We start from the raw sequence: 25,765 nt of genomic DNA on the forward strand, positions 1-25,765 counted from the left end.
GTTCCCGTGTCGTGGGCGGCGCGCGGTCCGCCCCGGTGTTCTGACCCGCTCCCGTGTCGTGCTCCGTTCCCCTCGTGTCCTGGGTCCGGAGGATCAGGTTGCGGTGTCGGGGCGGGATGTGGGCGTGTGGGCCCGTGCGGGCTCAGCCCAGGAGGCGGGAGATCTCGCCGAACGTGGGGCAGGGCCAGGCCAGGCGGCACCCCTGGCAGCGCGGTTGGTCGCGTTCGTCGGGGCGGTGCAGGCGCAGCAGGTCCACACAGACCCCGGCCAGGGCGGAGACCTCGTTGCGCGCGTTGGCGTAGAAGGCGACGTCGTTGATGCGCGCCAGGGCGCTGTCGGAGCGGGCCTCGGGGAGCCCGACGGTATCCGGCTCCCAGGGCACGGCGCGGTCGGAGCGCTCCGCTATCTCCTGCACGCACCTGAGCAGACGGGCGTGTTCGAAGGCGTGGCCCCTCCGAGTCGCGGGTCTCGTGAACGGCGGCATCGCTGATCGCCCCCATCGGGTGGATACGCAGCGGCTCATCCCCAAGGAAAAGCACTGTGACATAGAGTACACATTCCGTTGCGTATTGTCGCGACTCGGCAGTGTGGTCCGCTCTTCACCCGGGACGCCCACCACGGGCGGGGGAGCGGGCTGTCCCCAAGGGGAGGGACAGCCCGCAGGTCGGCGGGGGCGCCGCGCGGACGGGGCACCCTGCGGAACCGGTCAGCCGCAGCTGCCGCCGCACCCGCAGGAGCCGCCGCTCTGGCAGCCGCAGCCACAACCCGATCCGCAGGAGCAACCGCTCAGGTTCGGTGGTCTGGTCAGGGGGTCGGTCACAGTCCCTCCTCAAGGGCTCGACGCCGTCACCCGTGCGCGATCGCGCCGGACCCGGGGGCGGGTTCGGCACCACGGGAGAGTTTCCCGTCCCAGAAGGTGCCCGCTGTCCGGCTTTTCCAATCGAAGACGGGAACCTTGCCCTACCGTGACCCGCGGGGACCGGGGCGGGGCGCCCGTGGCGGTCCCCGGGCTGACCAGCACCGTCCTCTCCTGGCGGTCAGGCGAAGAACGTGGGGGACGCGGCCGGTCGGCGTGTCATTCGGTAGAGCCAGACCTGGCCCAGGAGCATGACCGGAACCACGGGCACCAGCATGGACCACACGAACGCCCCGGTCATGCCGGGCGGTCCCGACACGGGCAGATCGGTCGCCAGAGCCACCAGGAGGCCGGGGACCGCGATCGCCAGGGCCGAGGTGTGCCGGGACAGCATCGGTCCGGTCAGTCCGCTGGTCGCGGCCAGCAGCGCCAGCAGCACGACCGCCAGCACCGCCGCGATCCAGGGCCGGTCCGGAGCGTGCCCGTCGACGGTCACCGCGACCAGGGCCGTCGAGGCGACCGCGACCAGCGCGACGCGGGACAGCGTCCGCGTCGCCCGGGCGGCCGCGTCGGCGCTCTCCGCCTCCCGGGAACCCACCAGGCGCTCGGCTCCGAAGGCCGCGCCGCGCAGCGCGAACAGCGCCACGACCGCGATGGTGCCCAGAACGGTGAACGGGTCCGCCGCGAGCCCGCCGCCCGCCAACCCGGTCAGTGCCAGCCCCCAGGTGAGGGCCAGCGTCCAGCTGCCCGCGACGACGGCGGTGTCGCAGACGGACCGCCACCGCCGCCCGTCCACGCGGGCGCGGAACCACAACCCCGCGTCCCGGACCAGCCAGCCCAGGGCCAGCGCGGCCAACACCGGCCACAGGCCGACGACGATCTCGTGTTCGAGGGCGGGGAAGAGCCCCGCCAGGACACCCACGGCCGCGACGAGCCACACCTCGGAGCCCAGGAAGTAGGGGGCGATCGCGGAGACCACGCGGCGGCGCTCCTCGGGGGTGCGCGCCACATGGGGCATGAGCATGCCCAGGCCGACGTCGGACCCGGCCAGGACCAGGTAGCCCACGACGAACAGGGCGAGGAGCGCTGCGGACAGGAGTTCCATGGTGGCTGATCCCTCTGATTCCCGTTGACTCTCGTGACTGTCGGAAGGTGCGTGCGCGGCTCAGAACGTGGGAACGGGGTCGGGGGTCCCGCCCCGCTCCTCCTCGCGGGGTTCGGCGAGCGGGCCGCCCTCCGGTCCGAGCCGGGTGAAGCGGACCAGGAGCCAGTACGTCACGCAGGCCAGGACGGCGAAGGCGACCGTGAAGAGCGTGAAGGACACCAGGGCCGTCACCGGCGACATGGGGGTCACCGCGTCCGCGGTGGTCAGGTGGTGCACCACCACCCAGGGCTGCCGGTTGGTCTCCCGGAACACCCAGCCGCCGACGCTCGCCAGATAGGGGAGGAAGGGGGAGAACAGGAGCACCGCCAGCCCCCAGCGCCCGGGCCTGAACCAGGACGGCACCAGCCGGACCAGGGCGGCCACGGGCGTGCGGACGGCGATCCCTCCGTGGACGTCCGCGCCGGTGACGGCGGGGGAGCGCCGGTTCCGGAGCCAGCGCCGGGGGTCGAGCCAGCCCCCGAACCGGGCCAGCAGCATGACCGGTCCGAGGAAGAACATGACGCCCCACGCGGTCATCATCACCGCGTCGCCGGTGGTGTTGGCGGCGGACACGAACGCGCTCTCCCCGGCGCTCTCGATCGCCTCGATCTCCTCGGCCGAGTAGGTCAGCCCACTGGTGGGCGGGTCCTGACCGAAGATCTGGAACTGCGCGCCGCCGAAGCTCACCACCACCATCGGCATCACCGTCATGGTCACCGCCGCGAAGCGCATCCCGCGCCGGAAGATCCCGTGCGGATCGTTCCCGCGCAACAGGTGGTGGGCGCTGGCGGCCGCCACGACCAGGGCTCCCACCAGCAGGGCGCCGCTGGTCACGTGCAGGAAGGCGAAGACCGCCGCCGGGTTGGTCACCAGGGCGACCGGGTCGGTCAGGTGCGCCACCCCGTCCACCATCTCGAAGCCCACGGGGTGGCGCAGGAACCCGTTGGAGACCAGCACCCACCACGCGGACGAGTAGGCCGTCACCGTCACCACCGCGAAGCAGAACAGGTGCGACCACCGGCCCATACGGTCCCAGCCGAAGACCCACAGGCCGAGGAAGGTCGACTCGACGAAGAAGGCCGTCATCGTCTCGACGGCCAGGGGCGCCGCGAACGTGTAGCCGAACATCTCGTGCAGCCCGCTCCAGTTGAGCGCGAGCTGGAGCTCCATCACGATCCCGGACAGCACCCCCATGCCGTAGTTGACCAGGTAGAGCCCGCCCCAGAACCGCACGGCGACCACGCGTGAACGGTCCCCTCGAAGAGTGGCCACGAGCTGCGTGACAAGGATGTACGGAGCCAGGCCGAGAGTAAGGGCCACGAACAGGTAGTGCGTGGCGGCGGTCAGCGCGAACTGGAGCCGGGCCAGGACGAGGGGGTCTTCCAACATCGGGGTGCCTCTGCGGTCGGCGGTGGGAACGCTCCACAGCATCCGCCGACGGCCCCGTGCCGCACATCGTCTCCGGGGCGGCATCCGGGCGCCGCCCCGGGCGGTAGCCGGGCGGCGCGGCTACTCCCCGGGGTGTACGGGATGCCCCGGAGGCGCCCTCGGGGCACCCCGGGCCCCGACCGGCTCCGTCCCGGGCCCGGACGACCGTCCCTCCCGTCAGGCGTCCCGAGACCACCCGGGGGTGACCAGCTCCGTCTCGTAGGCGAGCACCACCAGCTGGGCGCGGTCGCGCACGCCCAGCTTCACCATGGCGCGGCTCACATGGGTCTTGGCGGTGGCCGGGCTCAGCACCAGTTCCAGGGCGATCTCCTCGTTGGACATGCCGCGTCCCACCAGGGCCAGCACCTCGCGCTCCCGCGCGGTGAGCGCGTCCAACCGCGTGGAGGGCGTCGCGGACCCGCCCGAACGGCGGACGAAGTCGGCGATCAGCCGCCGGGTGACACCGGGGGAGAGCAGCGCCTCGCCCTCGTGCGCGACCCGCACCGCCTGGAGCAGGTCGCGCGGTTCGGTGTCCTTGACCAGGAAACCGCTGGCCCCGCCGCGCAGCGCCTCGAAGATGTACTCGTCCAGGTCGAACGTGGTGAGGATGACGACCCGGGTGTGCTTCAGGGAGGGCTCGGCGAGGATGAGACCGGTGGCTTCGAGCCCGTCGACCCCCGGCATCCGGATGTCCATCAGCACCACGTCCGGCCGCTCGGTGCGCGTGAGCCGCACCGCCTCGGCGCCGTCCGCGGCCTCCGCGACGACCTGGATGTCGGGCGCGCTGTCCAACAGGGCCCGGAACCCGGCCCGCACCAGTGCCTGGTCATCGGCGAGCAGTACTCGGATCAACCCGTTCCCCCCGGTTCGGTCGCGGGGCCACCGTCGATCGGCAGCCGCACCCGCACCCGGAATCCTGCCCCGTCCACGGGCCCGACGTCCACCGTCCCACCGACGAGCGCGGCCCGTTCGCGCATGCCCGTGATGCCGTTGCCCTCGGCGGGTGGGCCCATGGTCCCGCGCCCGTCGTCGGTGACCTCCACCGTCAGTTCGTCGGGCCCGTAGCCGATGCGCACCCGGACGCCGTCCGCCCCCGCATGGCGCACCACGTTGGTGAGCGCCTCCTGGACGGCCCGGTAGGCCACTCCCTCGGTCCCCACCGACAACCGCCGCGGCTCTCCGGTCACCTCCACCCCGGTGTCCAGCCCCGCGCCTCGGGCGGCCTCCACCAGGTCCGGCACGCGGTCCAGCCCCGGAACGGGCGAGCGGGGCGCGGCCCCGTCCTCGTCCACCGCGCGCAGCACACCCAGCATGGACCGCAGTTCGCTCAGCGTGTCCTTGCTGGTCTGCTTGATGGTGGAGAGCGCCTCGGCGGCCCGCTCCGGCTGGCTCTCCATCAGGTACAGGGCCGTGCCCGCCTGCACGTTGATCAGCGAGATGTTGTGCGCCACCGTGTCGTGGACGTCCCGGGCCAGTCTCAGCCGCTCGTCCGAGGCCCTGCGCAGGAGCTCCTCCTCACGGGTCCGGGCGGCCTCCTCCTCCCGCTCGCGGTCCGCCCGCAGGTACTCCTGGCGCCAGCGCACCACCTCGGCCGCGCACAGAAGGAGCAGGACCCAGGCCACGATGCCGACCGCCTCGGGCCGGTAGGTGCCCGTGGACAGGTACTCGTAACCGTTCACGGCGACGAACTGCCCGATGCCCAGGGTCCAGCCGAAGGCCCGGTACCCCCAGCGCACCACGCTGTAGAGCATCACGGCGGTGCACAGCATCACCATGCCGTCCGGGAAGCCCAGCGGGTAGTAGACGGTGGCGGCCACCACCGAGACCACGGCGACCGTGCGCGGCAGGGCGGTACGCCACAGGAGCGGCAGGCAGGCCGCCACGACGAGCGCGTACCCCCAGGGCCAGGGGTCACGGTCGTCGGGGACCGGGTCGACCACCCCGACCAGGGCGGTGCTGCCCCAGGAGAGCAACAGCAGGCCCGAGGCCAGCCACAGGTCGGTGCGGGTGGGGCGCGGGACGCGGGAGAGTAGTGCTGGCACCCCACCGACGGTACGTCCGACACACCGCCGCGTCCGTCCTCCCCACGGCGACACTTCGGGGTAGGGCCCTACTCCCCGCGGAGTACGCCCGGAGGCGTCCGCGGTCGGACCAGGGGCCTCCGCTCCGGTGGGACGCTCAGAAGATGTCGGTCGGCGGCGCGGGGGAGTCCACCGCGTCGGCGTCCGCCACGGGGGAGCGGCCCGACGCGAACCGGTCCAGGTCCCCGCCCTCCACCAACCGGGCCATCTCCGGGTCCCGGTGGGCCCGGCGGCCCAGCTCCTCCACGGGCAGCGGCCGGTGGCCCGCCACCAGCACCAGGTTGCCGAACCGGCGCCCCCGCAGGATGCCCGGTTCGGCGGTCATCACCACGTGCGGCAGCACCGAGCGGACCGTCGCGACCTGGGTGCGCGTGTGCTCCAGCGCGTAGCCGTCCCCGACGTTGACCACCAGGAAGCCGCCCGGCCGCAGCACCCGCGCCGCCTCCGCGTAGAACTCCGCCGAGGTCAGCCGGGCCGGGGTCCGGGCCCCGGAGAAGACGTCGGACACGATGAGGTCCGCGCTGTCCTCGCGCCTGGCGGCGATCCAGTCCCGGGCGTCGCCGATCCCCACCCTCAGCTGGGCCCTGCGGTCCCACGGGAGCCGGCGTCGCACCGTTTCCACCAGGGCCGCGTCCACGTCGACCGCCCGCTGGCGCGACCCCGGCCGGGTGTGCGCCACGTACCGCGCCACCGTCAGGGCCCCGGCTCCCAGGTGCATCGCCTCGACCGGCTCGCCCTCGGGGGCCACCAGGTCGGCCGCGTGCGCGATCCGCCGTACGTACGAGAAGTCGAGGTAGCCGGGGTCGGACAGGTCCACGTGCGACTGCGGCGTGCCCTCCACCAGCAGGAACCACGAGTTGGGCCGGTCCGCGTCGGCGAGCAGGTCCACCCCGGGTACCACCGAGACCTCCTCCTCGGCCTCGACCCTGTCACGCACACGTCTGCCCATGCCCCCGCCTCACTTCCCACGATCCCCCCAACGTTAGGCGCAGCCGGGAGCCTTCGGAAACGGGCGCGCGTTCCCCCTCGAAGGAGCGCTAGCCTGGGGTTCCCCAGAAGTCCCAACCCGCGCCCCTGTCGGGCGCGATCACCGAGGAGTGGCCGTGCTACTGCGGATGTCGACCCTGTTCCTGCGCACCCTGCGTGAGGACCCGGCGGACGCCGAGGTGCCGAGCCACAAGCTCCTCGTCCGCGCCGGCTACGTGCGCCGCGCCGCCCCCGGTGTCTACACGTGGCTCCCCCTGGGCAAGATCGTCCTGGAGAACGTCGCCCGCGTCGTGCGCGAGGAGATGGACGCCATGGGCGGTCAGGAGGTGCTGCTGCCCGCGCTGCTGCCCCGGGAGTACTACGAGACCACCGGGCGCTGGGAGGAGTACGGCGAGACCCTCTTCCGTCTCAAGGACCGCAAGGGTGCCGACTACCTGCTCGGCCCCACGCACGAGGAGCTCTTCACCCTTCTCGTCAAGGGCGAGTACTCCTCCTACAAGGACTTCCCGGTCGTGCTCTACCAGATCCAGGAGAAGTTCCGCGACGAGGCCCGCCCCCGGGCCGGGGTGCTGCGCGGCCGCGAGTTCCACATGAAGGACTCCTACTCCTTCGACGTGGACGACGAGGGCCTCCAGGAGTCCTACGACCGGCACCGGGCCGCCTACATCCGGATCTTCGACCGGCTCGGCCTGGACTACGTCATCGTCTCCGCGACCTCCGGCGCCATGGGCGGCTCGGCCTCCGAGGAGTTCCTGGCGGTCGCACCCACCGGCGAGGACACCTTCGTCCGCAGCACGGGCTCCGACTACGCGGCCAACGTCGAGGCCGTGCGCACCCCGGCCCCCGCGGAACTCCCCGTCGACGGGCTGCCCGAGGCCCGGGTGCACCACACCCCCGGCACCGCCACCATCCAGACCCTGGTGGATTTCCTCAACGGCGCCGAGCTGGGCCGCGACTTCACCGAGGCGGACACCCTCAAGAACGTCCTGGTCAAGACCCGCGCCCCCGGCAGCAAGGAGTGGGAGCTCCTCGGCATCGGCCTGCCCGGCGACCGCGAGGTCGACCTCAAGCGCCTGGAGGCGGCCCTGGAGCCCACCGAGGTGGCGCTCCTGGACGACGCCGACTTCGCCGCCAACACCTTCCTGGCCAAGGGCTACATCGGCCCGCGCGCCCTGCTCGACAACAAGGTCCGCTACCTCGTCGACCCGCGTGTGGCCACCGGCACCTCCTGGGTGACCGGAGCCGACCGGCCCGACCACCACGTGATCGACCTCGTGGCCGGGCGCGACTTCACCCCCGACGGCACCATCGACGTCGCCGAGGTGCGCGACGGCGACGCCTCGCCGGACGGCCAGGGCACCCTGTACACCGCGCGCGGCATCGAGATCGGGCACATCTTCCAGCTGGGCCGCAAGTACACCGACGCCTTCAAGCTCGACGCCCTCGGCCCCGACGGCAAGCCCCGGCGCGTCACCATGGGCTCCTACGGCATCGGCGTCTCGCGCGCCGTCGCCTCCGTCGTCGAGCAGTCCCACGACGACAAGGGCATCGTGTGGCCGCGCGAGATCGCCCCGGCCGACGTGCACGTGGTCGGTACCGGCAAGGGCGGCGAGGTCGAGGAGGCCCTGAGGATCGGCCGCGAACTGGAGGCGCGCGGGCTCCGCGTGCTGGTCGACGACCGCAAGGCGGCCCCCGGCGTGAAGTTCAACGACGCCGAGCTGCTGGGCGTGCCCACCGTGGTCATCGTCGGCCGCGGGCTCAAGGACGGCCTGGTCGAGCTGCGCGACCGCCGCACGGGTGAGCGCACCGACGTGCCGGTCGGCGAGATCGTCGAGAGCACCGTGGCCGCCTGCGCCCCGTAGGGCACCGGACGGACCGAGAGGGGGCTCCCGCGCCGGTGCGCGAGAGCCCCCTTCTCCGCGTTCGTCGCCGGCGGGGCGCGGTCAGCCCCGTTCGAAGCCGGGAAGGGGGTCGAGCGCGGCGTCCCACTCCAGCGATCGCACCGTCGCCTCCTGGAGGGCGCGCGCCGCGGTGACGCGCAGGTCGGTGTCGTCCGACGCGCTCAGCCACAGGTAGGCGCTCATCGTGGTGTGTTCCAGGCCGACGGCGAAACCGTCCATCGCGCCGTCACCGCGCCCCTCGGGGAGCGGATAGGAGGCCAGCGCGGCGGGCGGGTCCATCCCGCGCTCCACCGAGGCCGCGTGCAGGGCGTCCCGCAACGCCTTGTGTTCGTGGGCGGACGACGAGGCGCGTTCGCGCCGCTTCTTGTCGTCGGCGGCCCCGCCGACGAACTCGTACCCGTACACGGCCGCGTGCTCGGCGCTCAGGGCCTCGGCCAGGGCCGCGCCGGACGGGTCACCCCCCTCGGACGGGGACGCCGCGGCGCCCGGGCCGTGGGTGCCCTGTGCGGGCGCGGGGCTCTTGCTCACCTGACTACCTGCCTTCTCCGCCTCACGTCGCTCGGACGCCGCTGGGTTGTTCCTCGACCGCTCGACCGCCGTCGTTCAGGCCCGGGCGAGCAGGTGCGCGTGCCCGGCCTCGCACGCCCCGATCGCGCTCACGAGCTGGGCCAGGCCCGGGTCGGTCACCGCCGCCGCCTGGTCGAGCCGGGCGCTGGTCGCGGCCGCCGCCAGGGCACGCAGCCCGGGGGTGTCCGCGACCCCCTCCACGGGAACGTCCTCCCCGGGCGGGGCACCGTCCGCGTCGTCGTCCTCCGCGTCCTCCGCGTGCGCGGCCACCCCCTCCGGCAGGGCGTCCAGCAGGGCGTCCAGGTGGGTGGCGTGGTCCTCCAACAGCCGCTCCAGGAGGTCTCCGGGGCCGGTCCCCCCGGCCAACGCCGCCTCGACGCGCACGACCGCCCGCTCCTTCTCGCGGATGAGCGCGCGCAGCACGGCGACGTCCGGAGTCACGTCGTACGGGTACCAGTCGGCCCCGCCGCACCCGCTCACCCCGACGGCGCCCGCGACCACTCCGGTCACGGCCACGCCCGAGAGCGCCAGGCCCCCGGCAGTGAAGGACCTCCTCGAAAGCCCGGGCGGCGTGCGACCGCTGGCATACCCCTGGTCCACGCGCTCTCCTCCCGTGCCCCGCGGTGTCCACAGGACCGCCGTCGCCGACGGTCAGCCCCCATCTTTCCACGCCCCGAGACGGTCGCGGGCCGGGCCGACACCCCATGCCAGAACGGTGTTCCGGTGGGCCCCCGCCCCCTCCCCGGGCCGCCCCGCCCGCGTGTACCGACCTGGGCGGCGCTCAGGTGTGGATACCCTTGCACCACGACCGCCGCCGCACGCGGCGCGCGGCGCTCGGCTCCCCTCGCGGGGCGCGGAGCGGAATCAACGCAGACTACGTACAGAGCTGGACCGCCCCGTTCGACGGCACACGGCCGAGCGGGCGGGATTTCGCCGTTTGAGGGGCTAATCACGCATGGGAGCGCAGGCGCGCAACGAGCGCATCGCCGAGCTGCTTGAGCCGGTACTGGCCGAGGCCGGACTGGACCTGGAGGCCGTCGAGCTGACACCCGCGGGCAAACGCCGGGTGCTGCGCGTGGTCGTGGACTCCGACGACGGGGTCGACCTGGACACCGTCGGCGAGGTCAGCCAGGCCGTCAACGAGAGCCTGGACGCCTCCGACGTCATGGGCGAGCAGCCCTACGTGCTGGAGGTCACCTCCCCGGGGGTGGACCGCCCGCTCACGCTGCCGCGCCACTGGCGGCGCTCCCAGGGCCGCCTGGTGAAGGTCTCCCTCGTCGAGGGCGGCGACCTCACCGGTCGTGTCACCGGTTCCGACGACCAGGGCGTGACCCTGGACGTCAGGGGACGGCCCCGCACCCTGGCCTACGACTCCGTCGCCAAGGCCAAGGTCCAGGTGGAATTCCGTCGCGAAGCCGACACCGACGCGGCGGACTAGAGGGGGAGCCCCGTGGATATTGACATGAGCGTCCTGCGCAGCCTGGAGCGCGAGAAGGACATCGCCGTCGAACTGGTGGCCAAGGCCATCGAGGACGCCCTCCTCATCGCCTACCACCGCGAGGAGGGCCCCGACAAGAAGGCCCGCGTGGAGCTCAACCGCTCCACCGGCCACGTGGTCGTGTGGGTCACCGAGACCGACGAGGACGGCGTGGTCGTCGGCGAGTTCGACGGCACCCCCACCGGCTTCGGCCGCATCGCGACCTCGACCGCCAAGCAGGTCATCCTCCAGCGTCTGCGCGACGCCGAGGACGAGCTGACCCTGGGCGAGTTCGCCGGACGCGAGCACGACATCGTCTCCGGGATCATCCAGCAGGGCAAGGACCCGCGCAACGTGCTGGTCGACCTCGGCAAGCTGGAGGCGATCCTGCCCCCGCAGGAGCAGGTCCCCACCGAGGACTACACCCACGGCGAGCGCCTGCGCGCCTACGTGGTGCAGGTCCGCAAGGGCCATCGGGGTCCCTCGGTGACCCTGTCGCGGACCCACCCCAACCTGGTGCGCAAGCTCTTCGAGTTGGAGGTCCCCGAGATCGCGGACCGCACCGTCGAGATCTCCGCGATCGCCCGGGAGGCCGGTCACCGCACGAAGATGGCGGTCCGCTCCAACCGGGGCGGCGTCAACGCCAAGGGCGCCTGCATCGGCCCGCTGGGCAGCCGCGTCCGCAACGTCATGGCCGAGCTCCACGGCGAGAAGATCGACATCGTCGACTACTCCGAGGACCCCGCCGTGTTCGTCGCCAACGCGCTCTCCCCGGCCCGGGTCAACTCCGTGGAGATCCTCGACATGGCCGCGCGGGTCGCCCGCGTGGTCGTCCCCGACTACCAGCAGTCGCTGGCGATCGGCAAGGAGGGCCAGAACGCCCGCCTCGCCGCGCGCCTCACCGGGTGGCGCATCGACATCCGTTCCGACGCCGAGCCCGTGGCGGCCGCGGCCGAGGACACCGACGAGACCGTCCGGGGGGACGAAGACACCCCTTCGGCCGGTTAATCGGGTCGCGCCCATGTCCCGACGCGATAGGGTGGCCGTTGACGGTCCTGACCGCCCCGTGCGTACGTGCGTGGGTTGTCGGTCGCGGACAGTCCAGTCCGACCTCGTGCGGCTGGTGGCCGTGGGCACGGTCATCACGCCCGACACCCGAGGCCGACTCCCGGGGCGCGGCGCCTATCTGCACCACGATCGGCGATGCCTGGAGCTCGCCGAACGCCGCAGAGCATGGTCCCGCGCCTTCCGGAGTCGGAACGGCGGCGGAGCCACCGGGTGGGACGTCTCACTTGTGACGTCCCTTCTTGGTGAGGCCCCGCGTGATCGAGCGCGACTCGGTTCCGGATAGGGTTGGAATGTCCGCGCCGACCCCGTGGTTGAAGTGATCGAGGTCGGCGTGTAGTGCTGTGTCGGCACGGATGAGCTGGCCCATTGTTGTGTAGCGATGAGGAAGCAGGTCGAGATTGCGATGAGCGCCTGATGAGTACGCAGCGATGAGTAACTCAAGCTAACGACGGTCCGGCACAAGCCCATGTCCCGGACCGAAGCTGAAGGAGAAGTGTGGCGAAGGTCCGGGTGTACGAACTCGCCAAGGAGTTCGGTGTAGAGAGCAAGGCCGTGCTGGCCAAGCTCAACGAGATGGGCGAATTCGTCCGATCGGCGTCCTCGACGATAGAGGCCCCCGTCGTTCGACGCCTGCAGGAAGCTTTCAACAACGGTTCCGACGGCGGCAAGAAGGGCGGAGCCCCCAAGCCGGGCCCCGCCGCCAAGCCCGCCGAAGGTGCGGCGCGTCCCGCGGCTCCCAAGCCCGGCCCCGCGCCCAAGCCGGGTCCCAAGCCCGGCCCCGCCGCGCGTCCCGCGGCGCCCAAGGCCGAGAAGCCCGCCGCGCCGGTGGAGAAGCCCGCCGCGCCGGTGGACAAGCCCGCGGTCCCGCATTTCGAGCAGCCCGCCGAGCGGCCCGAGTCCGCTCCCAAGCCCGGCCCCAAGCCGGCTCCGAGGGCTGCCCGCGGCGAGGCCCCGCGCCCCGGCGGCCCCAAGCCGGGCGGCGCCCAGGGCGCCCGTGGCGACCGTCCCCAGCGCGGTGAGCGCCCGGAGCGTTCCGGCGGCCGCGAGGGTGGTCGCGACGGCGGCCGCGGCCCGCGTCCCGGCGGTCCCCGTCCGGGCCCGCGTCCGGGCAACAACCCGTTCGCGTCCAACGCCTCGGGCATGGGCTCCAAGCCCGCGTCCCCGCGCCCCGGCGGTGCCGGCGGCCCGCGTCCGGGCCCCCGTCCCGGTGGTCCGCAGGGCGGCGGCGAGCAGCGCGCTCCGCGTCCGGGCGGCGGAGCTCCGCGTCCCGGCGGTGCCGGCGGCCCGCGTCCGGGCCCCCGTCCCGGTGGTCCGCAGGGCGGCGGCGAGCAGCGCGCCCCGCGTCCCGGTGGCGCCGCGGGTGCTCCGCGTCCCGGTGGCGGTGCTCCGCGACCGGGCGGTGCGGGCGCTCCGCGTCCCGGCGGTCCGCGTCCCAGCCCGATGAACATGCCCTCGTCCCGCCCGGCCGCTCCGGCCGGCGGTCGCGGTGGCGGCGGCGGTCGCCCCGGTGGCGGCGGAGGCCGTGGCCGTGGTGGCGCTCCCGCCGGTGCGGGTCCGCGTCCCGGCGGCGGTGGCGGCGGCGGTCGTCCCGGCGGTTTCGGTGGTCGTCCCGGTGGCGGCGGCCGTGGTCGCGGTGGCGGCACGGCCGGTGCGTTCGGCCGTCCGGGCGGGCGTCCCGGGCGTGCCCGCAAGTCCAAGAAGCAGCGGCGTCAGGAGTTCAACGACCTCCAGGCCCCGTCCTTCGGCGGCGTCAAGATCCCGAGCGGCAACGGCCAGGTCATCCGCCTGTCCCGTGGCGCCTCGCTCTCGGACTTCGGCGACAAGATCGACGTCAACCCGGCGTCGCTGGTCCAGGTCATGATGCACCTGGGCGAGATGGTCACCGCGACCCAGTCGCTGCCCGACGAGACGCTCCAGCTTCTCGGCGAGGAGCTGCAGTACACGATCGAGGTCGTGAGCCCCGAGGACGAGGACCGCGAGCTGCTGGAGTCCTTCTCCATCGAGTTCGGTGAGGACGAGGGCGGCGACGCCGACCTGCGTCCGCGCCCGCCCGTGGTCACCGTCATGGGTCACGTCGACCACGGTAAGACGCGACTGCTGGACACCATCCGCAAGTCCAACGTCGTCAGCGGCGAGGCCGGCGGTATCACCCAGCACATCGGCGCCTACCAGGTCGCGACCGAGGTGGACGGCGAAGAGCGCAAGATCACCTTCATCGACACCCCCGGTCACGAGGCGTTCACCGCCATGCGTGCCCGTGGTGCGAAGGTCACCGACGTCGCCGTGCTGGTCGTGGCGGCCGACGACGGCGTCAAGCCGCAGACGGCCGAGGCTATCGACCACGCCAAGGCGGCCGAGGTGCCGATCGTGGTCGCGGTCAACAAGATCGACGTCGAGGGAGCGGACCCGCAGCGGGTGCGCGCCCAGCTGACCGAGTACGGTCTCGTGGCCGAGGAGTACGGCGGCGACGTCCAGTTCGTGGACATCTCCGCGCTCAAGGGCGACAACATCGACGCCCTGCTGGAGTCGATCGTCCTCACGTCCGACGCGGCCCTGGACCTCCAGGCCAACCCGGACATGGATGCCCAGGGTCTGGCGATCGAGGCCTACCTGGACCGCGGTCGCGGTTCGATGGCCACGGTGCTGGTCCAGCGCGGCACGCTCAACGTCGGTGACTCCATCGTCTGCGGCGACGCCTTCGGTCGCGTTCGCGCCATGCTCGACGAGCACGGCGACAACGTGCAGTCGGCCGAGCCGTCCCGTCCGGTCCAGGTCCTGGGTCTGACCAACGTGCCCAGCGCCGGTGACAGCTTCCTGGTCGTCAAGGACGACCGCGTGGCCCGTCAGATCGCCCAGCAGCGCGAGGCGCGCGAGCGCTTCGCCCAGCAGGCGAAGTCGGCCCGCCGGGTCACCCTCGACAACTGGCAGTCGGCCATCAAGGAGGGCGAGCGCTCCGAGCTGCTCCTCCTCATCAAGGGCGACATGTCCGGTTCGGTCGAGGCGCTCGAGGAGTCGCTGCTCAAGATCGACGCCGGTGGCGACGAGGTCAGCATCCGGATCATCGGACGCGGCGTCGGTGCCATCACGCAGAACGACATCAACCTGGCGTCGTCCGCGGACGCGATCATCGTCGGCTTCAATGTTCGGCCCGAGGGCAAGAACAGCCAGCTGGCGGACCGCATGGGCGTCGACATCCGGTACTACTCGGTCATCTACCAGGCCATCGACGAGGTCGAGGCCGCGGTCAAGGGTCTCCTCAAGCCCATCTACGAGGAGGTCCAGCTCGGCAGCGCCGAGGTCCGCGAGGTCTTCAAGGTGCCGAAGATCGGCAACATCGCCGGTGCCATCGTCCGCGACGGTCTCATCCGTCGCAACACCAAGGCACGGCTCATCCGCGAGGGCAAGGTCATCTCCGAGAACCTCAACGTCGAGTCGCTGCGCCGGTTCAAGGACGACGCCACCGAGGTCCGCGAGGGCTTCGAGTGCGGTATCGGTGTCGGTTACAACGACATCCGGGTCGAGGACGTCATCGAGACCTACGAGATGCAGGAGAAGCCCCGCGACTAGTCGCGAGGACTGATCCACCTGGGGCCCCGGACGATCCTGTCCGGGGCCCCGCCTTTGACGGCTCACACAACACCACAGGTGATCATTTGTACGTTGGGGCGCTGACCCTGGACGTGCTCCTCGGAGACGTCCACTCGCTCAAACAGAAGCGTTCGCTGGTCCGGCCGGTCATCGCCGAACTACGACGGAAGTTCTCGGTGTCGGTCTCCGAGGTCGGGGAACACGACCTCTACCGTCGGGCCAGGATCGGGGTGGCCGTGGTCGCGCCGACCGCGGCCCACGCCCGGGACCAGATGGACACCTGCGAGCGTTTCGTCGCGGGCCGTCCCGAACTGGAGCTGCTCTCCGCGAGGCAGCGGCTCTTCAACGAAGAGGAAGACTGACGATGGTTGACGCCGCACGCGCGCGAAAGATCGCCGACCGTATCCAGCGGATCGTCGCCGAGATGCTGGACCGGCGCATCAAGGACCCGCGCCTGGGTTTCGTCACCGTGACCGACGCCCGGATCACCGCCGACCTGCGGGACGCCACGGTGTACTACACGGTGTTCGGCACGCCTGAGGAGAAGGCGGCCAGCGCCGCCGCCCTGGAAAGCGCCAAGGGCGTGATCCGCAGCGAGGTCGGCCGCCAGACCGGTATCCGTCACACGCCCAGCCTGACCTTCGTCATCGACGAGGTGCAGGAGAACGCCCAGCACATCGAGAAGCTGCTGGTCGAGGCGCGCAAGTCCGACGAGGAGGTGGCCCAGCGGGCCACCGGTGCCCGGCACGCGGGTGAAGCCGACCCGTACAAGGCTCCTCGTGAGGACGACGAGGACGACGAGTAACCAGCAACCCCGGGGCGGCGGCAGCGGTCGCCGCCCCTCTCTCCCCTTCCGGAAGGAACCCCATGGCCGACAGCGGTGTCGTGGTCGTCGACAAGCCCGCCGACTGGACCTCGCACGACGTGGTCGCGAAGACCCGGGGGCTCGCGCGCACCCGGAGGGTGGGCCACGCGGGCACCCTGGACCCGATGGCCACCGGTGTCCTGGTCCTGGGGATCGAGAAGGGCACGAAGCTGCTCGGTCACCTGACCCTGACCGAGAAGACCTACGAGGCGACGATCCGCCTCGGGCTAGTCACCAACACCGACGACGCCGAGGGCGAACCCGGTGCCCGGGTGGACGCGTCCGCCGTCACCGACGCCGGTGTACACGCGGCCGTCGCGAAGCTCACCGGCCCGATCCAGCAGGTCCCGCCGCAGGTCAGCGCGATCAAGGTGGACGGCAAGCGCGCCTACAAGTCGGCCCGCGAGGGCAAGGAGGTCGCGCTCAAGGCGAGGACGGTCACCGTCTCCCAGTTCGACGTGACCGCGATCCGGCACACCCCGGACGGTTTCGTCGACGTGGACGCGGTGATCACCGGTTCCAGCGGTACCTACATCCGTTCCCTCGCCCGCGACATGGGCGCCGACCTCGGTGTGGGCGGGCACCTCACGGCCCTGCGCCGCAACCGCGTGGGCCCCTACGACCTGTCCCAGGCCCGCACGCTCGACCAGCTCGCCACGGAGTTCACCCTGGTGCCGCTGGCCCACGCGGTCGCCGCGGCCTTCCCGGTGCGGACCATGGACGAGGCCGAGACCAGGGCGATCCGCCACGGCAACCGGATCAGTGAGAGCTCGCTGGGGGAGGGGCCGGTGGGGTTGTTCGCCCCGGACGGCTCGGTGATCGCCCTGGGCGAGAACCGCCCGGGTCACATGAAGCCGGTCGTGGTGTTCTCCCCGGCCTGATCAGATCTTGATGACGGCGGCCCGACCGGCGCACAGGGCCAGGAGATCGTCCGGATCAGAGGTCAGGATGACAGCGGGCCCCTCCGCCTGGAGCGCGGTGGCACACAGCATGGCGTCGATCGCGTGCTTGTGGCCGTGAAGGCCCGCCTCGGAGAGCAGAGCGCACGCTGCCCGCGCGACCTGTTCCGTGACCGGTTCGACGGCGATCCGGGAGAGGGTCCATTCCAGCGCGGGACGCTTGATCCCGGGATGCACGGTCTCCACGAGCGTGGCCGCGCTGGTCAGAACGGTCATGTCGTCGCGGAGAGCGGTGGCCAGCCAGTCGCTGATCAGGCCGTCTCTCCGGATGGCCCCGGCGAGACCCTCGCTGTCGAGAACCAGGGACCTGACCGGGGTGTGGGGGGCGGAACTCACGCGGCCTCGTTCTCTTTCTCTTTCTGCGCGGAATCGGACGCGCTGACTCCCTGCTCTCGCAGAGCCCGGCGCATCTCGTCGCGTATCTCACTCATTCGTTGGTCCGTGACCGGGCCGTTCTCAGCTTCCAGCGTCCCGACCAGCTCGGCCAGCTGGTCGCGCTGCACTTGACGTCTGACCGCGTTGGTGACGTAGGCGGAGAGCCCAGATCCGCCGCTACGGGAGCGCGCGTCCTCGGCGAGGTCCTCGGGAAGGGTGACGGAGTACTTCTTGGTAGTGCCACTCATGACACTTATGCTACCCGCCATGCCACCGCCGTATGCGAAGGGCGGCTGGATGCAGACTTCCGTGCGGAGGTTCGATGTCAGTGTGTCCACTTCGGCGAAGATGGCGAGGCGTCACTGGGTGTGTGTGGGTTTCACGAAGGTTTCCCGGACTTTCTCGGGACATCGGGGTCGAGTTCTCCGACGGGGCCGCCTGGGCGCCCCGGGTGCGTGGCGGAAGCGGGGGAGCGACGTGGCAGGCTTGACGTGGACCGAGACAACGTGACCGAAGGGGACCGAACGTGCTGCGATGGGACGGGCTGGGGGACATCCCCTCCGACTGGGGGCGGTCCGTGGTGGCGGTGGGCGTCTTCGACGGCGTGCACCGAGGACACCGGGCGATCCTGGCCGCCGCGCGCGCCCGCGCCGACCGGCTCGGCCTTCCGGTGGTCGCGGTCACCTTCGACCCGCACCCCGAGCGGGTACTGCGCGGGACCACCCCGGCGGTCCTGACCCCGGTGGAGCGCCGGGTGGAACTCATGGAACCGCTCGGAGTCGACGCCGTGTGCGTCCTGCCCTTCGACGAGGCGCTGTCCGCCCTCGCTCCCGAGGAGTTCGCCCGGCGCGTGCTCTCCGACCGGCTCGGCGCCGCCGCCGTGGTGGTCGGTGAGGACTTCCGGTTCGGGCACCGGGCGGCCGGAGACGTCACCGTGCTCGCGGAACTGGGGGAGAAGCTCGACTTCACCGCCGACGGCGTGCGCCTGGTCGCGGACGGCGACACCATCACCTCCACCCGGGTGCGGGCCCTGTTGGACGAGGGGGACGTGGCCGCCGCCGCCGCACTCCTGGGGCGTCCGCACCGGGTCTCGGGGGAGATCGTGCACGGCGCCGCGCGAGGACGTGAACTCCTCGGGTTCCCCACCGCGAACGCCGACCTGCCCCCCGACACCGCCGTTCCCGGCGACGGCGTGTACGCGGGGTGGCTGACCCGGCTCGAGCCGGTGCCGGGGCACGAGTCGCGCTGGCCCGCGGCGATCTCCGTGGGCACCAACCCCACCTTCGACGGTGCCGAGCGCACCGTGGAGGCCTACGCCCTGGACCGCGACGACCTGGACCTGTACGGCCTGCGCATGGCGGTCGACTTCACGGCGCGCATCCGGGGTCAGGAGCGCTTCGACGACATCGACGCCCTCATCGCGGCGATGCGCCGTGACGTGGATCGCTGCCGCGAGGTCCTGGGAGTGTCCTGAGGCCGCCGTCACCCCGGAACCGGGTCCCGAGCCCGCTCCGCCTGCTGTAGGGTGGGTCCGTCCACGTGTGCCCGCAGCGAGGTGCGTCCCTTCGGGGGCGGACTCGGCGGGAGCGCGGCGTACCCACGCCATCGGCGGCGGGCCGCGCGCACCACACGCGACGGCGACTGCTCGTACGCGCGGTCGTCGCGTCTGAACCCTGTCACGTACCGGGGTTCGCCCTGCGTACCGACTTCTCAATGAAGGAGCGTCGTGTCGATCGACACCGCCACCAAGGAAAAGATCATCGCCGAGTACGCCACCGTCGAAGGTGACACCGGCTCCCCCGAGGTCCAGATCGCGCTGCTCACGCACCGCATCACCGAGCTCACCGAGCACCTCAAGGACCACAAGCACGACCACCACAGCCGTCGTGGCCTGCTCCTGATGGTCGGCCGTCGCCGCCGTCTGCTCAAGTACGTGGCCAAGCAGGACATCACCCGCTACCGCTCGCTCATCGAGCGTCTGGGCCTGCGCCGCTAGGTCTTTCGGGAGGGAGTGGCCTCGGCCGCTCCCTCTTTGTTAGTAAGGTGTGACCAGAGTGGTGTCCGGGACAGGACGCCACCCGCACCACCCGTGCCGCCACCCGGACCCAGGGGTCGGTCCTCGGTAGTGGTCTCCGGACACCGCCCGTCTCGGGCGTGCCGTGGGCTTCGATCGATGACCGGCCGTCATCACCTTCCGGGGCACGACACGGGCAGAACATCGCCGCGCCGCGGGCCGTCGGGTCCGGGCGCCGCGCCCGCAACGTGTAACAGGAGGTCGCCCATGGAGGGCGTTTACTCGGCCGAGGCCGTCATCGACAACGGCAAGTTCGGCACCCGCACCATCCGCTTCGAGACCGGCCGCCTGGCCCGTCAGGCCGCTGGTTCGGCCACGGTCTACCTGGACGACGAGACCGTCGTCCTGTCGGCGACCACCGCCTCGAAGCGCCCCAAGGAGAACCTCGACTTCTTCCCCCTGACGGTGGACGTCGAGGAGCGCATGTATGCCGCGGGCCGCATCCCCGGCTCCTTCTTCCGGCGTGAGGGCCGTCCTTCCGAGGACGCCATCCTCACCTGCCGTCTGATCGACCGTCCGCTGCGCCCCTCCTTCAAGAAGGGCCTGCGCAACGAGATCCAGATCGTCGAGACGATCCTGTCGCTGCACCCCGAGCACCTGTACGACGTCGTCGCCATCAACGCGGCCTCGATGTCCACGCAGATCGCCGGCCTTCCCTTCTCCGGCCCGATCGGCGGCGTCCGCGTCGCGCTGATCGACGGCCAGTGGGTCGGCTTCCCGACCCACGGTGAGCTCGAGGGCGCCACCTTCGACATGGTCGTCGCCGGCCGTGTCCTGGAGGACGGCGACGTCGCGATCATGATGGTCGAGGCGGAGTCCACCACCCAGACCCTGAAGCTGGTCGCCGAGGGCGCCGTCGGCCCCAACGAGCAGACCGTCGCCGAGGGCCTCGAGGCCGCCAAGCCCTTCATCAAGGTGCTGTGCAAGGCCCAGCAGGCCGTCGCCGACCAGGCCAGCCGTGAGCAGGGTGACTTCCCGATCTTCCTCGACTACGAGGACGACGCCTACGCCGCCGTCGAGGGGGCCGTGCGCGAGGAGCTCGCCAAGGCTCTCACCATCGCGGACAAGCAGGACCGCGAGGCCGAGCTCGACAAGATCAAGGCGTCGGCCGCCGAGAAGCTGGCCGAGGACTTCGAGGGTCGCGAGAAGGAGGTCAGCGCCGCCTTCCGCAGCCTCAGCAAGCAGCTCATGCGTGAGCGCGTCCTGCGCGACCAGGTCCGTATCGACGGTCGCGGTCCCAAGGACATCCGCCAGCTGAGCGCCGAGGTGGGCATCCTGCCCCGCGTGCACGGTTCGGCCCTGTTCGAGCGCGGCGAGACCCAGATCATGGGTGTCACCACGCTGAACATGCTGCGCATGGAGCAGACGGTTGACACGCTCAACCCGGACAAGACCAAGCGCTACATGCACAACTACAACTTCCCGCCCTACTCCACCGGTGAGACCGGTCGGGTGGGCTCGCCCAAGCGGCGCGAGATCGGGCACGGCGCCCTGGCCGAGCGGGCCCTGCTGCCCGTCCTGCCCGCCCGCGAGGAGTTCCCGTACGCCATCCGCCAGGTGTCCGAGGCCCTCGGGTCCAACGGCTCCACCTCGATGGGTTCGGTCTGCGCCTCCACCATGTCCCTGATGGCGGCCGGTGTGCCCCTGAAGGAGATGGTGTCCGGTATCGCCATGGGTCTGATCAGCGAGGGCGACCAGTTCGTCACGCTGACCGACATCCTCGGTGCCGAGGACGCCTTCGGCGACATGGACTTCAAGGTCGCCGGTACCCGTGAGCTCATCACGGCGCTCCAGCTGGACACCAAGCTCGACGGCATCCCCGCCGAGCAGCTGGCCCTGGCGCTCCAGCAGGCCCGCGGCGCCCGTCTGGCCATCCTCGACGTCATGCAGGAGGCCATCGAGCGTCCGGCCGAGATGAGCCCGAACGCTCCGCGCATCCTCACCGTCAAGGTGCCCGTCGAGAAGATCGGCGAGGTCATCGGCCCGAAGGGCAAGATGATCAACTCGATCCAGGACGACACCGGCGCGGACATCTCGATCGAGGACGACGGCACCATCTACATCGGTGCCACCGACGGCCCCTCCGCCGAGGCGGCCCGGGACACGATCAACCAGATCGCGAACCCGACCATGCCCGAGGTGGGCGACCGCTACCTGGGCACCGTCGTCAAGACGACCGCCTTCGGCGCGTTCGTCTCGCTGCTGCCCGGCAAGGACGGTCTGCTGCACATCTCGCAGATCCGCAAGCTGCACGGCGGCCAGCGCATCGAGAACCTCGACGACGTGATCGGCATCGGCGAGAAGATCCAGGTCGAGATCCGCGAGATCGACGACCGCGGGAAGCTCTCCCTGGTGCCGGTCGAGGTGGTGGAGTCCGAGGCCGCCGCCAAGACGGACAAGTCCGAGAAGGCCGAGGCCCCCGCGGCCCCGGACGAGGACTCCGACAAGGGCGACGACAAGGCCGAGGCCCCGCGCCGCCGCCGTCGTCGCAGCTCGGGCGGGCGTTCCGAGAACACCTGATCCACACCTGTGTGACCCTGTACGGGGCGGTCGCGTCTGCACGACGCGGCCGCCCCGCCGTCGTCCCGGGGCGTATGCTCTGCTGGACGTCCCGACGCGAAGAAGAAGGATTCATGAGTTCTGTCCCCATCGCCGCCGAGCAGGAGCCGGGTACCACCGTCACGCTGCTGGAGCCGGACGGCGGCTCCGGCCTGGTGCGCCGGTCGGTGCTGCCCGGCGGCCTGCGCGTGGTCACCGAGAACGTTCCCGGGGGGCGTTCCGCCGCCTTCGGGATCTCGGCGACCACCGGCTCCCGTGACGAGGACTCCGCGCACGCGGGGTCGGCGCACTTCCTGGAGCACCTGCTCTTCAAGGGGACCGGGACCCGTTCTGCTCTGGAGATCTCCGCGCTCCTGGACGGGGTGGGCGCCGACCACAACGCCTACACCACCAAGGAGCACACCTGCTACTACGCGAAGGTCCTGGACCGGGACCTGCCGCTCGCGGTGGACGTGGTGGGCGACATGGTCGCCAACTCGGTGCTGGACGAGGGCGAGGTGGAGACCGAGCGCGGCGTGATCCTGGAGGAGATCGCCATGTACGAGGACGAGCCCGCCGACCTGGTGGACGACGTCTTCGCGGAGCACTTCTTCGGCGACACCCCGCTGGGCCGCCCGATCCTGGGCACCACCGACACGATCCGCGCGCTGTCGCGGGAGCGCATCGCCGAGCAGTACCGGGACGCCTACGTCCCCTCCGAGCTCATCGTGACGGCGGCGGGCAGCCTGGACCACGACACCGTGGTGGAGCAGGTCCGGGCCATGTTCGCCGACCGCCTCGCGGCGGCCGGTGACGCCCGCCCCTCGCGTCCGCGCGGGGCCGGGGAGCCGGTGCGCACGTTCGGCGGCACGGTCGTGCAGCCGCGTGAGACCGAGCAGGCGCACATCATCCTGGGTTCGGAGGGGCTGACCCGCACCGATCCGCGCTGGCACGCCCTGCGCCTGCTCAGCGCCGCCCTGGGCGGCGGCATGTCGTCCCGCCTCTTCCAGGAGGTGCGTGAGAAGCGCGGTCTGGCCTACGCGGTGCACGCCTACCACACGGCCTACGCGGACACCGGTACGTTCCAGATCTACGCGGGCTGCCTGCCGGAGAAGGCCGACGAGGTCGTCGGAGTCTGCCGCGACGAGCTGGCCAAGGTCGCCGCGTCCGGGATCTCCCCGGAGGAGCTGGCCCGAGCCAAGGGACAGATCCAGGGGGCCATGGTGCTCGGCAGCGAGGGCACCAACGCCCGGATGGGGCGCCTGCTCGCGCACGAGCTCACCCAGCCGCGCCACTTCTCCATCGACGAGGACCTGGCCCGGTTCGACGCCGTCACCCTGGAGGACGTGGCCGCGGTCGCGGCCGAACTCCTGTCCCGCCCGAGGGCGCTCGCGGTGATCGGCCCGTACACGGCCGACCGGGTGTTCTGAGGCTCCGCTCCCCGGCGGGTCCGGGGACGCGAACGGGGAGCCCGTGACCGGGGCCGGTCACGGGCTCCCCGTGTACGGTGACGTGCGCCGACGCCTACAGCGGGCGCCCCCGGGGCCGACCGCGCTTCTTGATCGCGATCTGGCGCGGGCCGCCGGTGTGCGCGCCGCCGTGGACGACGACCTCCAGGAGGCCGTCGCCGAAGGCCGCCTCCACGTCCTCGTCCTCGATGCCCTCGGGCAGGCTGATCTCACGCCGGAACGAACCCATGAAGCGTTCGGACGTGTAGTAGATCGTGGTGTCCTCCTCCTCGCGGTGGCGCTCACCGCTGATGACGAGCACGCCGTGGGTCAGGCTGACGGAGACGTCGGTCTCGTTCACGCCGGGCAGCTCGGCCCGGATGACGAGGTCGTTCCCCTTGGCGAGGATGTCCGTGGACGGGCTCCAGGCGTCGGCGAACGTGCGTTCCCGCTCACCGACCTGGGTCGTCTCGATGGTGGAGATCGTGTCCGACATCCTGTTCATCTCGGTGATCATGTCCACCACCCCGTGGAAGGGGTTGCTGAACCTCTTGGGTGCCACCGTTACCTCCTCAGTTCGACGTCGGTGTCGGTCGGTCCGACGGACCTAGTGCATTCCACCGTGACCGTGACCGTCCCCGGAGCGGGGGCGGTCCTCGGCCCGGGCCCTCTTCGGTTCGCCCGGCGCGCGTTCGCTGGCCAGACCCTTGAACAGGCCCACCGCCATGAACAGCAGGATCACCGCGAACGGTAGGCCGGTGATGACCGAGGCCGCCTGGAGCGCCGACAGCGCGTCGTCGCCTCCCGCCACCAGGAGAATCCAGGTGACGGCGCCCAGGCAGACCGCCCAGAAGCCGCGCTGGAAGCGGCTCGGGTTGCGGGCGCCTCCGTTGGTCAGCATGTCCACGACCAGGGAGCCGGAGTCCGCCGAGGTGATGAAGAAGATCGCCACGACGGCCAGCAGCCACACGGCCGCGATGACGGCCACCACACCGGAGATGGGCAGGGCGTCCAACAGGGTGAACGCGGCGTCGGCCTCGTCGCCCTCGACGAAGTTGGCCCGGCCCGACAGGTTGTAGAAGAGACCGGAGCCGCCGAAGACGCCGAACCACAGGACGCAGACGGCGGTCGGTGCGAACAGGGCGCCGATCACGAACTCGCGGATGGTGCGTCCGTACGAGATGCGGGCCAGGAAGATGCCGACGAACGGCGCCCAGGAGATCCACCAGCCCCAGTAGAAGACCGTCCACGCCTGGGTCCAGGCGGCGGCCTGCGGCTCGACGCGGGGGCTGGGGAAGGACAGGCTCCAGGAGACTAGGTTGCTCAGGTACTCGCCGGTCGCGGTGGTGGTACTCGCGATGATCCACAGCTTGGGGCCGACCAGGAACACGAAGGCCAGCAGGATGAAGGCCAGCCACAGGTTGATCACCGACAGGCGCCGCAGGCCCTTGTCGATGCCCGACAGCACGCTGAAGAGCGCCACGGCCGAGATCACCGCGATGATGACGGTCTGGACCAGCGGGTTGTTCGGGACCCCGAACATCTCGGTGAGCCCGCCGTTGATCTGGAGCGTGCCCAGCCCCAGTGACGTGGCGAGGCCGAACATCGTGCCGAACACCGCGAGGATGTCGACGATGTTGCCGGGCCAGCCGAACGCGCGGTCGCCGAGCAGCGGGTAGAGCGCGGACGCCGGTCGCAGGGGGAGGCCCTTGCGGTAGGCGAAGTATCCCAGGGAGAGGCCGAGGGCGATGTAGACGGCCCAGGGGTGGAACCCCCAGTGGAAGAAGGTGAGCGCCAGCGACTCCGAGGCGGCCTCGGGCTGGGGGACACCCTCGGAGTCGGGGTTCAGCGCGGCGTCGCGCGGCCAGTGCAGGTGCTCGATGGGCTCGGCCACGCCCCAGAACACCAGGCCGATGCCCATGCCCGTGGTGAAGAGCATCGCGAACCATGCCAGCGTGCTGAACTCGGGCCGTGAGTCGTCCGGGCCCAGCCGGATGTTGCCGTAGCGGCTCAGCATGAGGAAGACGGCGGTGCCCACGAAGAACACCGTCGCCAGGACGTAGATCCAGCCGATCCGCTCACCGATCCAGTTGCGGGTCGTCTCGGTGGCCGCGAGCAGCGGGCCGGTGAACGCCACGCCCATGACGATGAAGGCGATGATCACCAGGCCCGAGACGCCGAAGACCGTCGGGTTCGTCTTTTCTTTTATGTACGTGCGCAGGGATGAGATGGTTGCTCCTTCCCAGCCCCACTGAAACTACGGGGGTTGGAGTGCCGGTTCCTGCCACCGGCTGCTGACATGTCCCGTGGGATGGTAGAGGCTTTCGTCCCGGGTAGTAAAGCAACCGTCACATTGCGGAGAGTTTCCGTCAGGGTGTGCCATGTCGGTTGTGGGCTCCTGCGGCCGGG

General features: G+C 71.4%; 24 protein-coding genes. 12 read left to right on the forward strand and 12 right to left on the reverse strand.

The genetic code is table 11. The features are described 5' to 3' along the window. Nucleotides 1-142: 142 nt before the first annotated feature. The 6 genes from ABZ635_RS11110 to ABZ635_RS11135 all read right to left on the reverse strand — a co-directional run bounded on the left by ABZ635_RS11110 (nucleotide 143) and on the right by ABZ635_RS11135 (nucleotide 6,458). Complete coding sequence (locus tag ABZ635_RS11110; RefSeq protein ID WP_357762389.1) at nucleotides 143-415, reverse strand: hypothetical protein; 273 nt, start codon at nucleotides 413-415, stop codon at nucleotides 143-145. A 622-nt stretch (nucleotides 416-1,037) separates the two neighbouring features. Next, the gene (locus tag ABZ635_RS11115) at nucleotides 1,038-1,961 is read right to left on the reverse strand and encodes a cytochrome d ubiquinol oxidase subunit II (protein ID WP_357762392.1); all 924 of its coding nucleotides are present in this window, start codon (nucleotides 1,959-1,961) and stop codon (nucleotides 1,038-1,040) included. Between the two features lie 60 nt (nucleotides 1,962-2,021). Continuing rightward, nucleotides 2,022-3,389, reverse strand: coding sequence for a cytochrome ubiquinol oxidase subunit I (locus ABZ635_RS11120; RefSeq protein ID WP_357762395.1), 1,368 nt, complete (start codon nucleotides 3,387-3,389; stop codon nucleotides 2,022-2,024). Nucleotides 3,390-3,605: 216 nt separating this feature from the next. After that, on the reverse strand, nucleotides 3,606-4,280 hold the full coding sequence (locus tag ABZ635_RS11125) for a response regulator transcription factor (RefSeq protein ID WP_357762396.1): 675 nt from the start codon (nucleotides 4,278-4,280) through the stop codon (nucleotides 3,606-3,608). Further along, the gene (locus tag ABZ635_RS11130) at nucleotides 4,277-5,470 is read right to left on the reverse strand and encodes a sensor histidine kinase (RefSeq protein WP_357762399.1); all 1,194 of its coding nucleotides are present in this window, start codon (nucleotides 5,468-5,470) and stop codon (nucleotides 4,277-4,279) included. The genes ABZ635_RS11125 and ABZ635_RS11130 overlap by 4 nt, the downstream gene beginning before the upstream one ends. 136 nt (nucleotides 5,471-5,606) lie before the next feature. After that, nucleotides 5,607-6,458, reverse strand: a complete 852-nt coding sequence (locus ABZ635_RS11135) for a fused MFS/spermidine synthase (protein ID WP_357762402.1) — start codon at nucleotides 6,456-6,458, stop codon at nucleotides 5,607-5,609. A gap of 166 nt (nucleotides 6,459-6,624) precedes the next feature. Here ABZ635_RS11135 and ABZ635_RS11140 point away from each other — a divergent pair, with 166 nt between their 5' ends. Then, nucleotides 6,625-8,358: a proline--tRNA ligase gene (locus ABZ635_RS11140; RefSeq protein ID WP_357762494.1), complete on the forward strand. Its 1,734-nt coding sequence runs from the start codon at nucleotides 6,625-6,627 to the stop codon at nucleotides 8,356-8,358. 81 nt (nucleotides 8,359-8,439) lie between these two features. On the opposite strand, the gene ABZ635_RS11145 is transcribed toward ABZ635_RS11140, so the two are convergent. Together ABZ635_RS11145 and ABZ635_RS11150 are read right to left on the reverse strand one after the other, a co-directional pair. After that, complete coding sequence (locus ABZ635_RS11145; RefSeq protein ID WP_357762405.1) at nucleotides 8,440-8,925, reverse strand: ferritin-like domain-containing protein; 486 nt, start codon at nucleotides 8,923-8,925, stop codon at nucleotides 8,440-8,442. Between the two features lie 75 nt (nucleotides 8,926-9,000). Beyond that, nucleotides 9,001-9,564, reverse strand: a complete 564-nt coding sequence (locus ABZ635_RS11150) for a hypothetical protein (protein ID WP_357762408.1) — start codon at nucleotides 9,562-9,564, stop codon at nucleotides 9,001-9,003. Nucleotides 9,565-9,919: 355 nt separating this feature from the next. On the opposite strand from ABZ635_RS11150, the gene rimP reads away from it, so the two are divergent. The 7 genes from rimP to truB all read left to right on the forward strand — a co-directional run bounded on the left by rimP (nucleotide 9,920) and on the right by truB (nucleotide 16,843). Then, nucleotides 9,920-10,402, forward strand: a complete 483-nt coding sequence (gene rimP, locus ABZ635_RS11155) for a ribosome maturation factor RimP (protein WP_357762410.1) — start codon at nucleotides 9,920-9,922, stop codon at nucleotides 10,400-10,402. Nucleotides 10,403-10,426: 24 nt separating this feature from the next. Next, nucleotides 10,427-11,449 (forward strand): transcription termination factor NusA, encoded by a 1,023-nt coding sequence (nusA, locus tag ABZ635_RS11160; protein WP_357762497.1) that lies wholly within the window; start codon nucleotides 10,427-10,429, stop codon nucleotides 11,447-11,449. A 13-nt stretch (nucleotides 11,450-11,462) separates the two neighbouring features. Continuing rightward, nucleotides 11,463-11,792, forward strand: coding sequence for a YlxR family protein (locus ABZ635_RS11165; RefSeq protein WP_357762413.1), 330 nt, complete (start codon nucleotides 11,463-11,465; stop codon nucleotides 11,790-11,792). A gap of 212 nt (nucleotides 11,793-12,004) precedes the next feature. After that, on the forward strand, nucleotides 12,005-15,076 hold the full coding sequence (gene infB, locus ABZ635_RS11170) for a translation initiation factor IF-2 (RefSeq protein WP_357762416.1): 3,072 nt from the start codon (nucleotides 12,005-12,007) through the stop codon (nucleotides 15,074-15,076). An 86-nt stretch (nucleotides 15,077-15,162) separates the two neighbouring features. Then, a complete protein-coding gene (locus ABZ635_RS11175; protein ID WP_357762419.1) occupies nucleotides 15,163-15,459 on the forward strand; it encodes a DUF503 domain-containing protein in 297 nt (98 codons plus the stop codon). Between the two features lie 2 nt (nucleotides 15,460-15,461). Next, complete coding sequence (rbfA, locus tag ABZ635_RS11180) at nucleotides 15,462-15,902, forward strand: 30S ribosome-binding factor RbfA (RefSeq protein WP_357762422.1); 441 nt, start codon at nucleotides 15,462-15,464, stop codon at nucleotides 15,900-15,902. Nucleotides 15,903-15,964: 62 nt separating this feature from the next. Next, the gene (truB, locus tag ABZ635_RS11185) at nucleotides 15,965-16,843 is read left to right on the forward strand and encodes a tRNA pseudouridine(55) synthase TruB (protein ID WP_357762424.1); all 879 of its coding nucleotides are present in this window, start codon (nucleotides 15,965-15,967) and stop codon (nucleotides 16,841-16,843) included. Here truB and ABZ635_RS11190 read toward each other — a convergent pair whose 3' ends face one another. Together ABZ635_RS11190 and ABZ635_RS11195 are read right to left on the reverse strand one after the other, a co-directional pair. Further along, on the reverse strand, nucleotides 16,844-17,257 hold the full coding sequence (locus ABZ635_RS11190) for a PIN domain-containing protein (protein WP_357762427.1): 414 nt from the start codon (nucleotides 17,255-17,257) through the stop codon (nucleotides 16,844-16,846). Continuing rightward, entirely contained in the window at nucleotides 17,254-17,544 is a 291-nt protein-coding gene (locus ABZ635_RS11195) for a hypothetical protein (protein WP_357762429.1), read from the reverse strand. The genes ABZ635_RS11190 and ABZ635_RS11195 overlap by 4 nt, the downstream gene beginning before the upstream one ends. A gap of 278 nt (nucleotides 17,545-17,822) precedes the next feature. On the opposite strand from ABZ635_RS11195, the gene ABZ635_RS11200 reads away from it, so the two are divergent. The 4 genes from ABZ635_RS11200 to ABZ635_RS11215 all read left to right on the forward strand — a co-directional run bounded on the left by ABZ635_RS11200 (nucleotide 17,823) and on the right by ABZ635_RS11215 (nucleotide 23,338). Next, the gene (locus ABZ635_RS11200) at nucleotides 17,823-18,770 is read left to right on the forward strand and encodes a bifunctional riboflavin kinase/FAD synthetase (RefSeq protein WP_357762432.1); all 948 of its coding nucleotides are present in this window, start codon (nucleotides 17,823-17,825) and stop codon (nucleotides 18,768-18,770) included. A 252-nt stretch (nucleotides 18,771-19,022) separates the two neighbouring features. Continuing rightward, nucleotides 19,023-19,292, forward strand: coding sequence for a 30S ribosomal protein S15 (gene rpsO, locus ABZ635_RS11205; protein WP_017542637.1), 270 nt, complete (start codon nucleotides 19,023-19,025; stop codon nucleotides 19,290-19,292). Nucleotides 19,293-19,577: 285 nt separating this feature from the next. Continuing rightward, nucleotides 19,578-21,890 (forward strand): polyribonucleotide nucleotidyltransferase, encoded by a 2,313-nt coding sequence (locus tag ABZ635_RS11210; protein ID WP_357762436.1) that lies wholly within the window; start codon nucleotides 19,578-19,580, stop codon nucleotides 21,888-21,890. Between the two features lie 113 nt (nucleotides 21,891-22,003). Continuing rightward, on the forward strand, nucleotides 22,004-23,338 hold the full coding sequence (locus ABZ635_RS11215) for a pitrilysin family protein (RefSeq protein ID WP_357762439.1): 1,335 nt from the start codon (nucleotides 22,004-22,006) through the stop codon (nucleotides 23,336-23,338). Nucleotides 23,339-23,432: 94 nt separating this feature from the next. Here ABZ635_RS11215 and ABZ635_RS11220 read toward each other — a convergent pair whose 3' ends face one another. After that, entirely contained in the window at nucleotides 23,433-23,918 is a 486-nt protein-coding gene (locus ABZ635_RS11220; protein ID WP_357762441.1) for an Hsp20/alpha crystallin family protein, read from the reverse strand. 45 nt (nucleotides 23,919-23,963) lie between these two features. Further along, nucleotides 23,964-25,565 (reverse strand): BCCT family transporter, encoded by a 1,602-nt coding sequence (locus ABZ635_RS11225; RefSeq protein ID WP_357762500.1) that lies wholly within the window; start codon nucleotides 25,563-25,565, stop codon nucleotides 23,964-23,966. Nucleotides 25,566-25,765: the final 200 nt, after the last annotated feature.

The organism is Nocardiopsis sp. NPDC007018 (assembly GCF_040635075.1).
Taxonomy (GTDB): Bacteria; Actinomycetota; Actinomycetes; order Streptosporangiales; family Streptosporangiaceae; genus Nocardiopsis.

Coding starts and splice junctions, on each gene's coding strand:
- ABZ635_RS11215 (WP_357762439.1), top strand. CDS start 22,004: ATGAGTTCTGTCCCCATCGCCGCCGAGCAGGAGCCGGGTACCACCGTC.
- nusA (WP_357762497.1), top strand. CDS start 10,427: ATGAGCGTCCTGCGCAGCCTGGAGCGCGAGAAGGACATCGCCGTCGAA.
- ABZ635_RS11165 (WP_357762413.1), top strand. CDS start 11,463: ATGTCCCGACGCGATAGGGTGGCCGTTGACGGTCCTGACCGCCCCGTG.
- ABZ635_RS11140 (WP_357762494.1), top strand. CDS start 6,625: ATGTCGACCCTGTTCCTGCGCACCCTGCGTGAGGACCCGGCGGACGCC.
- ABZ635_RS11195 (WP_357762429.1), bottom strand. CDS start 17,544: ATGAGTGGCACTACCAAGAAGTACTCCGTCACCCTTCCCGAGGACCTC.
- ABZ635_RS11135 (WP_357762402.1), bottom strand. CDS start 6,458: ATGGGCAGACGTGTGCGTGACAGGGTCGAGGCCGAGGAGGAGGTCTCG.
- rbfA (WP_357762422.1), top strand. CDS start 15,462: ATGGTTGACGCCGCACGCGCGCGAAAGATCGCCGACCGTATCCAGCGG.
- truB (WP_357762424.1), top strand. CDS start 15,965: ATGGCCGACAGCGGTGTCGTGGTCGTCGACAAGCCCGCCGACTGGACC.
- ABZ635_RS11210 (WP_357762436.1), top strand. CDS start 19,578: ATGGAGGGCGTTTACTCGGCCGAGGCCGTCATCGACAACGGCAAGTTC.
- rimP (WP_357762410.1), top strand. CDS start 9,920: ATGGGAGCGCAGGCGCGCAACGAGCGCATCGCCGAGCTGCTTGAGCCG.
- ABZ635_RS11120 (WP_357762395.1), bottom strand. CDS start 3,389: ATGTTGGAAGACCCCCTCGTCCTGGCCCGGCTCCAGTTCGCGCTGACC.
- ABZ635_RS11115 (WP_357762392.1), bottom strand. CDS start 1,961: ATGGAACTCCTGTCCGCAGCGCTCCTCGCCCTGTTCGTCGTGGGCTAC.